The organism is Mesorhizobium sp. M0960, assembly GCF_040319055.1.
Lineage (GTDB): Bacteria > Pseudomonadota > Alphaproteobacteria > Rhizobiales > Rhizobiaceae > Mesorhizobium.
In genome coordinates this window covers 124,227-136,778 of record NZ_JAMYNN010000012.1, presented here as the reverse complement: position 1 = coordinate 136,778, position 12,552 = coordinate 124,227, and the positions used below count along the sequence as shown (strand labels likewise).

The following is a 12,552-nucleotide window of genomic DNA, read 5'->3' as shown; positions in this document are numbered from 1 at the left end:
ATTCCGGCTGCGGGTCCGCTCTCTGGCAGGAAGAGCTCTATCATGCCGATCGCATACTACATCACGCATCCCCAGGTTCAGGTCGATGCCAACGTTCCAGTGGCGGAATGGGGACTATCCGACGTCGGGCGAGCGAGAACATCGGCAATGCTCAATCAGCCGTGGGTTGGGTCGATTCGGCGGATCGTGTCATCGGGTGAACGCAAGGCGATAGAAACCGCCGAGATACTCGGAAGGCATCTCCGCCTTGCGATCGAGGTGAGGGAAGGGATGCATGAGAATGACCGATCGGCAACCGGTTTCCTGCCGCCTTCCGAGTTCGAAGCGGTCGCCGACCAATTCTTCGCCAATCCAAACAGCAGCATTCGTGGATGGGAGCGAGCTATCGATGCCCGGCGTCGTATTCTAAGCGAGGTAGACACTGTGCTAGGCACCGACGCCGCTGTCGACGTCGCATTCATAGGTCACGGAGGTGTCGGAACGCTCCTGCTGCTCTCTTTGAGCGGTCGGGAAATCAGCCGCGAGGCGGATCAGCCAGCGGGCGGCGGGAACTACTTCGCATACGATACCGGTGCGCGTCGCGTTATCCATGGATGGCAGCCGATCGACAGGCCGGCGCAGCGCCGCGACGGCTGACTTGGCTATCGGATGAGCAGGGCGGTGCCGAACAGTCCGAGCGCGAACACCGTGTGCGACACCAGATTGAGGGCGCGGACCTGCATTGGATTGGGGCGCTTCGAAGCGGCCCAGCCGGCACCCATGCCGGGCGCCAGCAGAAACCAACCGGCGCCGACGGTGACGATGCCGAGGATAAAGGCCGGCAGGAAGGTCGGCGCGGTGAGCCAGGCCGTTCCGGCCAGCACGACCAGTATGATGCCGTAGACGATGCCGACAGCATAATGAAAGGCCCAGCCAAGTGCAGATTCATGCGCATAGGGCGAGGCCTCGCCAATGTCGTCATGGAAGACCTTGCCTTCCCTGAGATGCCAGACCCAGCGGCCGACCAGCCCCCAGTTCGGCCGCGGCTGAGCAAACGCCTTGTTCAGGAAAATCGCCCAGATATCCATAAGCGCGGTTGCGCCGATACCGATCGCGACAGCGCGCCAAAAGATGTCAGACATAACCGAGGTCCCCAAAAGCAAGCAGTCCCGAAGCGCCGACGCATGGCCCCGAAAACCGGGTCGGCTTTCGGAAGGATCATGCGCCGGTGAAAAGGCGGCATCCTTTGAACGCGTAGCGCTCGAAGGCGCCCTTTGTCATCCCTGGCCTAGGCTGTCGCCAAGACGGAAAGCTGTCCGAGAATGTGAGCCGCACCGGACTCGTCGACGCCGGGCTTTGTCTCGACATTGAGTGCGGTGACCTTGCCGTCATCGACGATCATCGAAAAACGCCTCGAGCGCAGCCCCATGCCGCCGCTGGAGAGGTCGGCGTCGAGGCCGACCGATTTGGCGAAATCGCCATTGCCATCGGCAAGATAAAGTATTTTGCCTTCACCGCCGCTGAAGCGAGCCCAGGCTCCCATGACGTGAACATCGTTGACCGAGACGACGGCGATAGTGTCGACGCCGCGCGCCAGGATGGCGTCGTAATTATCCAGGTAGCCCGGCAGGTGATTATTGCTGCAGGTCGGCGTGAAAGCGCCTGGAACGCCAAACAGCACGACCGTCTTTCCTGAGAATATCTCGCCCGTCGTGATCGGCTTTGCACCGTCGGCGGTCATTGTCTTGAAGGTCGCACCCGGCAGTTTGTCGCCAACGGAGATCGTCATGATGGTCCTCGCTTGAGAATGGAAAGGGAGTGTCCTTGCGATAGCGAACTAAGGCGCGCCCGGCAACCGTCCAGACGTTGGCATCACGGAAAAGGCAGCAGGCCTTCGACCGCGCCAGCGGCACTTGTCAGTGTGTAGTGAAGGCCGCCATCGGTTGGCGTTGTCGACGGCCTGTCGAGGATCGGCACCGTAAAGATCAGCTTGCCATCCTTTTCGCTGCGGGTCGGGGCACCGAACATGTAGTCGCGTTCGCCGGCAACGAAGAAGTCGGCGGCCTCGGGAGTGCCCGGAAAGCTCGCTTCGACAATCAGGGTTTCGTGATCGCCCGGCAGTACGTTTATTCCGAAATCGGGCGTTGCCGTGGCGGGCAGAGTTGCAAGGCCTGCCTTGACCAGTGCCGCATCCTCGGCGTTGTCGGGATCGGCGCCGGGATCGATGGTCAGCCTTGTCTGCACCGGGATGCAGATGGTTTCGCAAATGCCGAGGAAGATGTCCGCATCGATGACGGCCGGCTGGCCGGGTGCAGCAAGCGTGAACGTCACCGGCAATGAAACCGGGTGGTCGTAGCCGGCCCATTTGCCATAGCCGTCATCGTGGCGCTGCGGCGGCGGAAACGAAAGCGTCGCGTCGGCAATGTTGGTGCTGGCCGAGATGTCGATCTGTGGCGGCACGCCCGCATCGCCCGGATCGCGCCAATAGGTCTTCCAGCCTGGCTTCAGCGCAATGTCGAGGACACCTTGGAGACGCCCGGCCTCGTCGGCTTTGCCGCTCGTCACCAGCCGCACCCGGCCGCCTTCGCTATTGTACCAGGCCGACGAGGAGGCTGAGGCGGGGAGGCAGGTCGCCGACCCAATGGCCACGCCAAGCAGCAGGATTTTCAAGCTTTGCATGGCAATGATTTGATCGTCTGTTGATGGCCGCACAATGATTTCATGACGCCGCCGGCATCATATTTGCGTGACCTTTGACTTATGAGCCTGATCAAATCGGGCGCCGCCCATCTTTTCGGCGCCCTGGAAACGCGTTACGCTGTGGTCATGGATTTGTTGCGTCATAAAAAGACGGCCGCAGGACCCGGCTTTCTCGACGACCAGTTCCTGATTGCCATGCCCGGCATGAAGGACGACCGCTTCACGCGCTCCGTCATCTACATTTGCGCGCACAGCGACGAAGGCGCGATGGGGTTGATCATCAACCAGACGCAGCAGATGCTGTTTCCGGACCTGCTCGTGCAACTCGGGATCATGAACGAACTGGAGGCAATTCGCCTGCCGCCGCCGGCGCGCGACTTCGTCGTGCGCAATGGCGGACCGGTGGATCGCAGCCGCGGCTTCGTCCTGCATTCGGGCGACTACCGGGTGGAATCCTCGCTCGCCGTGTCCGACGACGTCTGCCTGACTGCGACCGTCGACATATTGCGCGCCATCTCCTCCGGCCGCGGACCCCGGCGGGCTCTGATGGCGCTCGGCTATGCCGGCTGGGGTGCGGGTCAGCTTGAAAACGAGATCGTCGAGAATGGCTGGCTGACTTGCCCGGCTAGTGCCGAGCTTCTGTTCGACGCCGACATCGACCGCAAATACGACCGGATCCTTGCCTCGATCGGCATCGATCTCGCGCATCTCAGCCTGGCTGCCGGTCACGCCTGAACCTCATTACGTCCCGAAATTTGTCACGCCTGAGTGAGCGGATACTGTTCCTTCAGCGTCTTCAGCACCTGGTCGCCCGGCATCGGCGCTCCGAACATGAAACTCTGCACGTATTCGCAGCCCATCTGCCGCAACTCCAGCGCATCGCTCTCGTCCGAAATGCCTTCGGCGACAACCGACAGGCCGAGTTCATGCGCCATGTTGACCATGGATTTGAGCAGCACCGCGCGTTTCGGCGTCGCGTCGTCGACGAAGCTCTTGTCGATCTTGATGGTGTCGAACGGAAAGCGCGTCAGATAGGCCAGCGATGAATAGCCGGTGCCGAAATCGTCCAGCGACAGGCCGATGCCAAGCTGCTTCAGCTTGGTCAGCACATGGGCGGTCTGCTCGGGATTGTCCATCACCAGCGATTCGGTGAGTTCGAGCCGGAAGCAGCGCGGTTTCAGATTGGCCCGCGCGATCACCGAGCGGACGTCGCTGACCAGGTCGCGGCGGATGAGCTGACGGCTGGACAGATTGACCGAGACCGACAGCGGCGCATCGCCGATCTGCTTTTGCCATCCTGCCAGGTCTTCGGCAGCCTGTTGCATGGCAAACAGGCCAAGCTGCACGATCAGGCCGCAGTTTTCGGCGACCGGGATGAAATCCGCCGGCGGGATCATGCCGCGACGCGGATGGTCCCAGCGCAGCAGCGCTTCGAAGCCGGCAACGCTGCCGTCCTCCAGCCGCACGATTGGCTGGTAGGCAAGCGTGAATTCGCGTCGTTCGATAGCGCGGCGCAGATCGGACTCGAACTGCAGCCGGTCGGTGCCGACGGTGCGGAAGGCTGGCCGGAACGGCTCGATCCTGTCGCCGCCGAAGCGCTTGGCCTGATGCATGGCAAGCTCGGCATCCTTGACCATGTCCTCGGCCGAGGTCTGCGTGGAGGTCCAGGTGATCAGCCCGATCGAGGCAGTCAGCACGATCTCGCGCTTAGCGAAGGTGATCGGGTTGTTGATGGCGTGCTTGATGGCATCGGCAATGGCCGCGATGCGAGCCGGATCCTGCTCCGACAAAAGCATCAGCGCGAACTGGTCGCCGGCAAATCGCGACAGCGAATCCTTCGGCTTGAGCAGCCGGTGCAGCCGCCGCGCGATGGTCAAAAGGATGGTGTCGCCGGCCGAGATGCCGAGCCCGTCATTGACCTGCTTGAAGCGGTCGATGTCGATGACGAAGACGGTCGGGCGCACCTTCTCTTCGGTGCGGGCGATCGAGATGATCGCCTCCAGCCGGTTCATGAACAACTCGCGGTTGGGCAGGCCGGTCAGATTGTCATGTACGGCGTCATGCAGCAGCCGTTCCTCGGACTTCTTCTGCTCCGTCACGTCGACCATGGTGCCGACGCAGCGGATGACCTCGCCGTCCGAGCCGATCACCGGCCGGGCGCGCAGCGAAAACCAGTGATAGTGCCCGTCGGCGCCGCGCAGGCGGAAGTTTTGCGACACCCGGCCGCGCCGGTGCTCGAGCACCACGTCGAGTGTCGTACGAAACGTGTCGCGGTCGTCGGCATGCAGCACCGGCAGCCAGTTGCGGGCAGGGCCGCCGAGGCTGTTGGGCGCAAGGCCGAGCTGAATGCTGACGTCGGGACGAGTGACGACACGGTCGCGCAGCACGTCCCAGTCCCACACGGTATCGCCCGATCCGGCAACCGCCAACGCCTGCCGCTCGAGGTCGGAGAACAGGCCCTGATGCAGGGCGCCGCCGGCAAAAGCGTGCTGCATCACGGTGAAGCCGATCAGCAGGATGATGAGGATCAGCCCACCGCCCAGCGCCGGCTGGGCGATATCGTTGTCCAGCATGCCGGTGATTGCCATCCACGATCCGCATAGCCACAGCAGAACCATCACCCAACTGGGCACCAGCATGATGGCGCGGTCGTAACCGCGTATACCGAGGAAGATGATCAGGCCGAGCCCGGTCAGCGCGGTGGCTGCGAAGGACAGCCTGGCAATGCCGGCGGCAACCGCCGGATCGACGATGGCAACGCCGGCGATCAGCACCAGCCCGAGGATCCAGACCAGTGCGCCGTAGCTGAAATGGCCGTGCCATCGGTTGAGGTTGAGATAGGCAAACAGGAACACCACGAAGGTCGCCGCAAGCGCCACCTCCGTTCCGGCGCGCCACATCTGCTCATTGCCCGGGGATATTTCTATGATCTTGTTGAGAAAGCCGAAATCGACGCAGATATAGGCAAGCACCGCCCAGGCTAGGGCCGCCGTCGCCGGGAACATCGAGGTCCCCTTGACGACGAAAAGAATGGTCAGGAACAGCGCCAGCAGGCCGGCGATGCCGATGACGATGCCACGAAACAGCGTGTAGGAATTGACCGAGTCCTTGTAGGATTCGGGGTCCCACAGATAGACCTGCGGCAGCTTGGGCGAGGCGAGCTCGGCGATGAAGGTAATCACCGTTCCGGGGTTCAGCGTCACCCGGAACACGTCGGCGTCGGGGCTGGTCTGGCGGTCGAGCGCAAAGCCTTCGCTGGGCGTGATCGCGGCGATACGGGTCGAGCCGAGATCCGGCCAGAACAGGCCGGAATTCACCAGCCGGAAATGCGGTGCGACAATCAGCCTGTCGAGCTGCTGATCGGTGGTATTGGCGAGCGCGAACACCGCCCAGTCGCCGGTCGAGCGCGCGTCATTGGCCTCGACCTCGATTCGCCGCACGATGCCGTCCGGGCCGGGTGCCGTTGAGACTTGGAAATTCTCGCCCTGGTTGCGGTAGATTTCAACGGCACCCGAAAGGTCGAGCGCCACGTCGTCGCGGGCAATCTTGATCGGTTCGACCGCAAACGCCGAGGATGCCGCGCAGAGCGTGACGATTGCCGCCAGCATAAGGGCAAGCAGCGACCCGTTGCGCAGAAAATTCGTCAAAATCAGCCCTTTGTTCCAACGCCCGGCGGATCGTCCGCGATTCGGGCGTATAGGTAATGGTCCTGCCAGATGCCGTTGATCCTGAGATAGGATCGTAGCAGTCCTTCGCGCCGGAATCCGGCTTTTTCAAGCACGCGGATCGACCGGGCGTTATCGGGGATACAGGCAGCTTCGATCCGGTGCAACCGCAGCGTTTCGAAGGCGAAACGCGTCACCACCTTGACGGCATCGGTCATCAGGCCGCGTCCGCTGAAGCGCTCGCCGATCCAGTAGCCGATATGGCCGCTTTGGGCGACCCCGTGGCGGATATTGCCGAGGGTGATACCGCCGGCAAGCTTGCCGCTGCTTTTCTCGAAGATGAAGAAGGCGATCGCCGTCCCCTGCGCATAGTCCTCGCGGTAGCGGCCGATACGATGCCGCCATGCGGTGCGGTCGAGCTCGTCAGGGGTCCATCGCGGCTCCCACGGCTCAAGGAAGGCACGGCTTTCGCCGCGCAGCACCGACCACTCGCGATAGTCGTTGGTCAGCGGCACACGCAGCGTGACAAGGTCGCCCTTCAGTGCCGGCAGGTCGCGGCGAAAGAAAGGGAGCGCGAACACGACGCTCGAATAAGCTTAGACGGCAAGCTTACGGGCAGTGGTCTGCGAGCCCGAAAGCGAATCGAGGATCGCTTCATAGGGCGCGAGCGTACCCACCGGCCCGACGGCTGTAAGCGTCGGCTTCGTCGAAAAAAGCCGCGACGACAGATCCGTCAGCCGCTTGACCGTCAGCGCCGACAGCCGCTCCATCAGCTCTTCCTTGGCGATCGGCCTGCCGAACAGAAGCAACTGCCTGGCGATCTGCGAGGCGCGGCTGGCCGGGCTCTCGGCCGACATGATCAGCCCGGCGCGGTATTGGGCACGCGCCCGGTCGAGCTCCTCCTGCAGGATGTTTTCGCCGGCCTTTTGTAGCTCGTCGATGATCACAGGCACCAGCTCGGCGATATCGCTTTGTCCGGTTGCCGCATGGACCCCGAAGACGCCGGTGTCGGAAAAACCCCAATGGAAGGCATAGACCGAATAGCACAGGCCGCGTTTTTCGCGGACTTCCTGGAAAAGCCGCGACGACATGCCGCCGCCGAGGATCATCGACAGGACCTGAGAGGCATAGAAATCGCGGACGTGATAGGCACGGCCCTCGAAACCCAGCACGATCTGGGCGTCCATCAGGTCGCGGTCTTCGCGAAAATCGCCGCCGACATATTGCGCATATTGCGGGATGGTGCCGTCGGCCTTGCCGCGGAAGCCGCCGAGACGCTTTTCGACCTCGCGCACGAAATCGTCGTGCTTGATGTCGCCGGCTGCCACCATCACCATGTTCTCGGCGCCGTACTGCCGTTCGATGAAGTCGTGCAGTTGCTTCGAAGTGAAGGATTTGACGGTTTCCGGCGTGCCGAGAATCGAGCGGCCGATAGTCTGGTGGCGGAAGGCGGTCTCGGTAAAGTGATCGAAAACGACATCGTCGGGCGTATCGTGCGCGGCGCCGATCTCCTGCAGAATCACATGCTGTTCGCGCTCCAGCTCCTGCGGATCGAATTCGGAGTCCTGCAGGATGTCGGAAAGGATATCGACCGCCAGCGGCACATCGTCGCTCAGAACCCTTGCATAATAGGAGGTCGTCTCGACGCTGGTCGCGGCATTGATCTCGCCGCCGACGTCCTCGATCTCCGAGGCGATCTCGAAGGCGCTTCGCCGCCTGGTGCCCTTGAAAGCCATGTGCTCGAGCAAATGCGCCATTCCGTGCTCTTCGTCACGCTCGTTGCGTGCGCCCGACTTGACCCAGGCACCAAGGGCAACAGATTCGAGGCTTGGAAGGGTTTCGGTGGCGACTGTCAGGCCGTTCGACAGACGGCTTACCTCAACACCCATATGGCAATTACTCCCTAACGCGCCGCCCGCGTGTGGCGGCCGACATAATCTTCCACCATTTTCAGGTCGGATGGAAGTACCGTGTATTTTTCCTCGGCGCTCATCAACCCGCCCAGCCATGCGGGGAGGGCAGGCGACACGCCGCTGGCGGCTTCGACGGCCGCCGGAAACTTTGCCGGGTGCGCAGTGCCCAGCACCACCATTGGCACCTCACCGGCGGCTTTGCCAGTGGCCACATGCACGGCTGCGGCGGTATGCGGGTCGAGCAGGTAGCCACTCGCCGCAAGTGTGGTGCGGATTGTGGCGGCGACCTCGCCCATGGTGGCGCGGCCGGCGTCGAATTCGGAGCGGATCTTGGCGATTTCGCCGGCCTCGATGGTGAAGGCGCCGGACTGCTTGAGCCCGTCCATGTAGCGCCGCACGGTCGAGGCATCGCGGCCGGACGCCTCGAACAGCAAGCGTTCGAAGTTCGAAGACACCTGGATGTCCATCGAGGGCGACGTGGTCGAAAAGACCCCTTTCATGCGGTATTCGCCGGTCGCCAGCATGCGCGCCAGAATATCGTTGTCGTTCGTGGCTATGATCAGCCGCTCGATCGGCAATCCCATCTTCTTGGCGGCGTAGCCGGCGAAAATGTCGCCGAAATTGCCGGTCGGCACCGTGAAGGAAACCGGCCTGTCGGGCGCGCCAAGCGACAGCGCGGAGGAGAAATAATAGACGATCTGGGCCATGATGCGGGCCCAATTGATCGAATTGACGCCGGATAGCGACACCCGGTCGCGAAAACCGTGGTCGTTGAACATGTCCTTCACCAGGCCTTGGCAGTCGTCGAAATTGCCTTCGATCGCCAATGCGTGGACGTTTGCGGCGGTCGAGGTCGTCATCTGCCGCTGCTGCACCGGCGAGACGCGGCCGTGCGGGAAAAGCACGAAGATGTCGGTGCGGTTGCGCCCGGCAAAGGCATCGATGGCGGCCCCTCCGGTGTCGCCGGAAGTGGCGCCGACAATGGTGGCGCGCTGGTCGCGCTCGGCCAGCACATGGTCCATCAGCCGCGCAAGAAGCTGCATCGCCACGTCCTTGAACGCGAGCGTCGGGCCGTGGAACAACTCGAGCACGAAGCTGTTCGGCCCGCTCTGCACCAGCGGGCAGACGGCCTCATGGCGGAAGGTCGCATAGGCTTCGCGCACCAGCCGTTCGAACACCGGCGCCGCGATCTCGCCACCGAGGAACGGCGACAGCACGCGGATTGCAAGATCGGGATAGGCAAGGCCGCGCATGGCGCGGACCTCTGCTGCGGAAAAATGCGGCCAGGCGCTCGGCAGATAGAGCCCGCCGTCGCGGGCCAGCCCGGCCAGCACCGCGTCGGAGAATCCAAGCGCGGGCGCTTCCCCGCGGGTACTCACATATTGCATCGTCACGTTTCCATTGCTGCGGGAATCTTCGCCCGCCGTAAGGTGGTGGATTTCTGCGCTGGCTCAGTCGCATTTTTGCCGCGCGGTTGATATACGTCACCGGCTTTGCGAGAGGGAAGTGCAGTTCATGGCGTTTCATTCATTCAACGGTCGTTTTGTCGCGGGTCTGGCGCTCACCGGCTTTATGCTTGCTGCCGCAGGCTGCCAATCGAGCGACAATGGCATTCTCGGCTTCGGCAAGAAGGATACGACGCCACCACCGCCACCCGACCCCAAGGTGCTTTCCAGCCAGCTGCAGGCCTATTGCCCGAAAGTGACGTTGCGTGACGGCACCGCCTTCTTCAATATCTACGCCAAGAGCGGTCCGAAGCCGAAGAAAAAAACCGATGTTGCCGCCGAGGATGCCCAAGCCGCCCAGCCGGCAGCGGACGCGGCAGGCGTCGATCAGCCGGACGATTCCGCCAAGATCATCTATCAGGCTTCGATCACCGATGTGACCCGCGACTGCAGCCGCGCCAACGGCTCCTTGTCGATGAAGATAGCCGTTGCCGGCAAGGTCGTGCCTGGTCCGATGTTCGCCCCCGGTACCATCACCATGCCGATCCGTATCGCGGTGATGCACGGCACCGAAGTTCTCTATTCGCAGCTTCACTCCTATCAGGTCCAGGTTACCGATCCCTCGAGTGCCACGCAGTTCGTCTTCACCGATTCCAACGTCGTCGTTCCGGAGCCGACGGCGCGGGACTACCAGGCATTTGCCGGGTATGACGAGGGCGCTCCGAAAGGGGCGTCGGACAAGCCGAAGAAGAAGAAAGCCGCCGCGACCAACTGAGCCGGTGCATTCGCGCCACGGCGGTTGGAGGGGGCCTCTCAGGCGTCCGCCGACCATTCCGACAGCGCGGCGATCACGCTTTTCAGTTCCGCCCAGCGGCGGATGACCGTTTCGGCACCGGCTTCGGTCAGCGCATCGGCGTGGCCGGGATAGCTGTGCGCCGCGCCGGTGAAGCCGATGACGCGCATTCCCGCCGTCTTGGCGCCGGTGACGCCATGCACGGAATCCTCGATGACGAAGGTGTTCGCAGGATCGGCCTTGAGCTTTTCCGCGGCGAACCGGAACACGTCCGGCGCCGGCTTGGTTTTCCCGGTCGGCGTTTCCAGCGACGAAAAGATACGGCCGGCAAAGAACGGCAAAAGCTGCACCTTCTCCAGCATGAATTCGATCCGCTCCGAACGCGAATTCGAACAGACGCAGCGCGGCACCGTTACCGCGGCGACAGCCTCGTGCGCCCCGTCGATGGCACGCACGTCGCTGCGCAGCCGGCGATCGACCAGCTGTTCCTCCTTGTCGATCAGGGAGGCCTGGAACGGGATCCGGGACTTTTCCTCGACCCGCATCATGATGTCCTTGAAAGTCAGCCCGGCATAGACCTCGGAAATCTCCTCCGCCGATATCTCATAGCCGGCCGAGGTCAAAAGCTCGGCATCGATGCGTGCGGCGATGATTTCGGAATCGACGAGCACGCCGTCGCAATCGAAGATGACAAGGTCTGGCTGGGGCATGGTGATCCGGAAAGCGGGATGAAGGGAATGCCAAGAGGCCTTTGGTCCAAACGGCTCAGGCGGCGCGGCATACACCAACAGGCCGGGCTTCGCAAATTCGGCAGTATGCTTCACTGAATATTTACGCTGATCGGTAACCATAACGGACAGTAAACAGTAACGCGTGCCTTGGGTGTCATAATGTCTGCCGTGCGTCTTCTCGACGAGCTTTCCGATGCTCCCCAGCAATCCGAGTGGCTGGATACGATCCTGAAGGGCGACTGCGTCGCCGCGCTGGAACGGCTGCCGGAAAAATCGATCGACGTGATCTTTGCCGATCCGCCTTACAATCTGCAGCTCGATGGCGATCTGCACCGGCCCGACCAATCCAAGGTCGATGCCGTCGACGACCATTGGGACCAGTTCGACAGTTTTGAGGCCTACGACGCCTTCACCCGCGCCTGGCTGCTGGCGGCGCGCCGCGTGTTGAAGCCCAACGGCACGATCTGGGTCATCGGCTCCTACCACAATATTTTCAGGGTCGGCGCCAAGATGCAGGACCTGGGCTTCTGGATCCTCAATGACGTCGTCTGGCGCAAGACCAATCCAATGCCCAATTTCCGTGGCCGTCGCTTCCAGAACGCGCATGAGACGATGATCTGGGCATCGCGCGACCAGAAGGGCAAAGGTTACACCTTCAACTACGAGGCGCTGAAGGCATCGAACGACGACATTCAGATGCGCTCCGACTGGCTGTTTCCGATCTGCACCGGCGGCGAGCGCCTGAAGAACGACAATGGCGACAAATTGCATCCGACGCAGAAGCCGGAAGCGTTGCTTGCCCGCGTCATGACGGCATCGACCAGGCCCGGCGACATCGTGCTCGATCCCTTCTTCGGTTCAGGAACCACCGGTGCGGTGGCCAAACGGCTTGGCCGCCACTTCGTCGGCATCGAGCGTGAGCAAGCCTATATCGATGCCGCCATGGAACGCATCGATGCGGTCCGGCCGCTGGACGGCGCCAATTTGACAGTGCTGACCGGCAAGCGCGCCGAGCCGCGCGTCGCCTTCGTCACCCTGCTCGACAATGGCCTGGTGGCACCCGGCGCCACGCTCTACGACGCCAAGAAGCGCTGGGCGGCCAAGGTGCGTGCCGACGGCACGCTGGCGATCGGCGACAGTGCCGGGTCGATCCACAAGATCGGCGCCGAGGTACAGGGGCTGGACGCCTGCAACGGATGGACCTTCTGGCATTATGAGCGCAGCGGAGGACTGACCCCGATCGACGAGCTTCGCCGCATTGCGCGGCTAGGCATGGAACGGGCAGGGGCCTGACGGTTTCTGAGTTGCGACAGATCAGTTAATGCG

12 protein-coding genes are annotated in these 12,552 nt (G+C 62.6%); 4 read left to right on the top strand and 8 right to left on the bottom strand.

Annotation, left to right across the window (positions count from 1 at the left end):
• The first annotated feature begins 42 nt into the window (after positions 1-42).
• Complete coding sequence (locus NKH63_RS21175) at positions 43-636, top strand: histidine phosphatase family protein (RefSeq protein WP_352846080.1); 594 nt, start codon at positions 43-45, stop codon at positions 634-636.
• Between the two features lie 5 nt (positions 637-641).
• Here the strand turns inward: NKH63_RS21175 and NKH63_RS21170 are convergent, their stop codons facing one another.
• The 3 genes from NKH63_RS21170 to NKH63_RS21160 all read right to left on the bottom strand — a co-directional run bounded on the left by NKH63_RS21170 (position 642) and on the right by NKH63_RS21160 (position 2,658).
• Positions 642-1,121: a DUF2938 domain-containing protein gene (locus NKH63_RS21170; protein WP_352483706.1), complete on the bottom strand. Its 480-nt coding sequence runs from the start codon at positions 1,119-1,121 to the stop codon at positions 642-644.
• Between the two features lie 146 nt (positions 1,122-1,267).
• Positions 1,268-1,768: a peroxiredoxin gene (locus NKH63_RS21165; protein WP_023716932.1), complete on the bottom strand. Its 501-nt coding sequence runs from the start codon at positions 1,766-1,768 to the stop codon at positions 1,268-1,270.
• 83 nt (positions 1,769-1,851) lie between these two features.
• Positions 1,852-2,658, bottom strand: a complete 807-nt coding sequence (locus NKH63_RS21160) for a protein-disulfide reductase DsbD domain-containing protein (RefSeq protein ID WP_023716933.1) — start codon at positions 2,656-2,658, stop codon at positions 1,852-1,854.
• Between the two features lie 147 nt (positions 2,659-2,805).
• On the opposite strand from NKH63_RS21160, the gene NKH63_RS21155 reads away from it, so the two are divergent.
• The gene (locus tag NKH63_RS21155) at positions 2,806-3,414 is read left to right on the top strand and encodes a YqgE/AlgH family protein (RefSeq protein WP_023716934.1); all 609 of its coding nucleotides are present in this window, start codon (positions 2,806-2,808) and stop codon (positions 3,412-3,414) included.
• Positions 3,415-3,437: 23 nt separating this feature from the next.
• Here the strand turns inward: NKH63_RS21155 and NKH63_RS21150 are convergent, their stop codons facing one another.
• From NKH63_RS21150 to thrC, 4 genes are read right to left on the bottom strand one after another with little or no spacing between them, the layout of a single operon-like run.
• On the bottom strand, positions 3,438-6,326 hold the full coding sequence (locus tag NKH63_RS21150) for an EAL domain-containing protein (protein WP_023716935.1): 2,889 nt from the start codon (positions 6,324-6,326) through the stop codon (positions 3,438-3,440).
• 2 nt (positions 6,327-6,328) lie between these two features.
• Positions 6,329-6,925, bottom strand: a complete 597-nt coding sequence (locus NKH63_RS21145) for a GNAT family N-acetyltransferase (RefSeq protein WP_023716936.1) — start codon at positions 6,923-6,925, stop codon at positions 6,329-6,331.
• 15 nt (positions 6,926-6,940) lie between these two features.
• On the bottom strand, positions 6,941-8,233 hold the full coding sequence (locus NKH63_RS21140) for a M16 family metallopeptidase (protein ID WP_023716937.1): 1,293 nt from the start codon (positions 8,231-8,233) through the stop codon (positions 6,941-6,943).
• 14 nt (positions 8,234-8,247) lie between these two features.
• On the bottom strand, positions 8,248-9,645 hold the full coding sequence (gene thrC / locus NKH63_RS21135) for a threonine synthase (protein WP_352846083.1): 1,398 nt from the start codon (positions 9,643-9,645) through the stop codon (positions 8,248-8,250).
• Positions 9,646-9,772: 127 nt separating this feature from the next.
• Here thrC and NKH63_RS21130 point away from each other — a divergent pair, with 127 nt between their 5' ends.
• Complete coding sequence (locus tag NKH63_RS21130) at positions 9,773-10,477, top strand: hypothetical protein (protein ID WP_352639123.1); 705 nt, start codon at positions 9,773-9,775, stop codon at positions 10,475-10,477.
• 38 nt (positions 10,478-10,515) lie between these two features.
• Here the strand turns inward: NKH63_RS21130 and NKH63_RS21125 are convergent, their stop codons facing one another.
• Complete coding sequence (locus NKH63_RS21125) at positions 10,516-11,205, bottom strand: HAD family hydrolase (protein ID WP_352639125.1); 690 nt, start codon at positions 11,203-11,205, stop codon at positions 10,516-10,518.
• A gap of 180 nt (positions 11,206-11,385) precedes the next feature.
• Here NKH63_RS21125 and NKH63_RS21120 point away from each other — a divergent pair, with 180 nt between their 5' ends.
• Positions 11,386-12,519 (top strand): site-specific DNA-methyltransferase, encoded by a 1,134-nt coding sequence (locus NKH63_RS21120; protein WP_023716941.1) that lies wholly within the window; start codon positions 11,386-11,388, stop codon positions 12,517-12,519.
• The last annotated feature ends 33 nt before the right edge of the window (positions 12,520-12,552 follow it).

Excerpts from the sequence above, each read along its gene's own strand:
- NKH63_RS21175 (WP_352846080.1), top strand. The coding sequence starts at position 43 with ATGCCGATCGCATACTACATCACGCATCCCCAGGTTCAGGTCGATGCC.
- NKH63_RS21170 (WP_352483706.1), bottom strand. The coding sequence starts at position 1,121 with ATGTCTGACATCTTTTGGCGCGCTGTCGCGATCGGTATCGGCGCAACC.
- NKH63_RS21165 (WP_023716932.1), bottom strand. The coding sequence starts at position 1,768 with ATGACGATCTCCGTTGGCGACAAACTGCCGGGTGCGACCTTCAAGACA.
- NKH63_RS21160 (WP_023716933.1), bottom strand. The coding sequence starts at position 2,658 with ATGCAAAGCTTGAAAATCCTGCTGCTTGGCGTGGCCATTGGGTCGGCG.
- NKH63_RS21155 (WP_023716934.1), top strand. The coding sequence starts at position 2,806 with ATGGATTTGTTGCGTCATAAAAAGACGGCCGCAGGACCCGGCTTTCTC.
- NKH63_RS21140 (WP_023716937.1), bottom strand. The coding sequence starts at position 8,233 with ATGGGTGTTGAGGTAAGCCGTCTGTCGAACGGCCTGACAGTCGCCACC.
- thrC (WP_352846083.1), bottom strand. The coding sequence starts at position 9,645 with ATGCAATATGTGAGTACCCGCGGGGAAGCGCCCGCGCTTGGATTCTCC.
- NKH63_RS21130 (WP_352639123.1), top strand. The coding sequence starts at position 9,773 with ATGGCGTTTCATTCATTCAACGGTCGTTTTGTCGCGGGTCTGGCGCTC.
- NKH63_RS21125 (WP_352639125.1), bottom strand. The coding sequence starts at position 11,205 with ATGCCCCAGCCAGACCTTGTCATCTTCGATTGCGACGGCGTGCTCGTC.
- NKH63_RS21120 (WP_023716941.1), top strand. The coding sequence starts at position 11,386 with ATGTCTGCCGTGCGTCTTCTCGACGAGCTTTCCGATGCTCCCCAGCAA.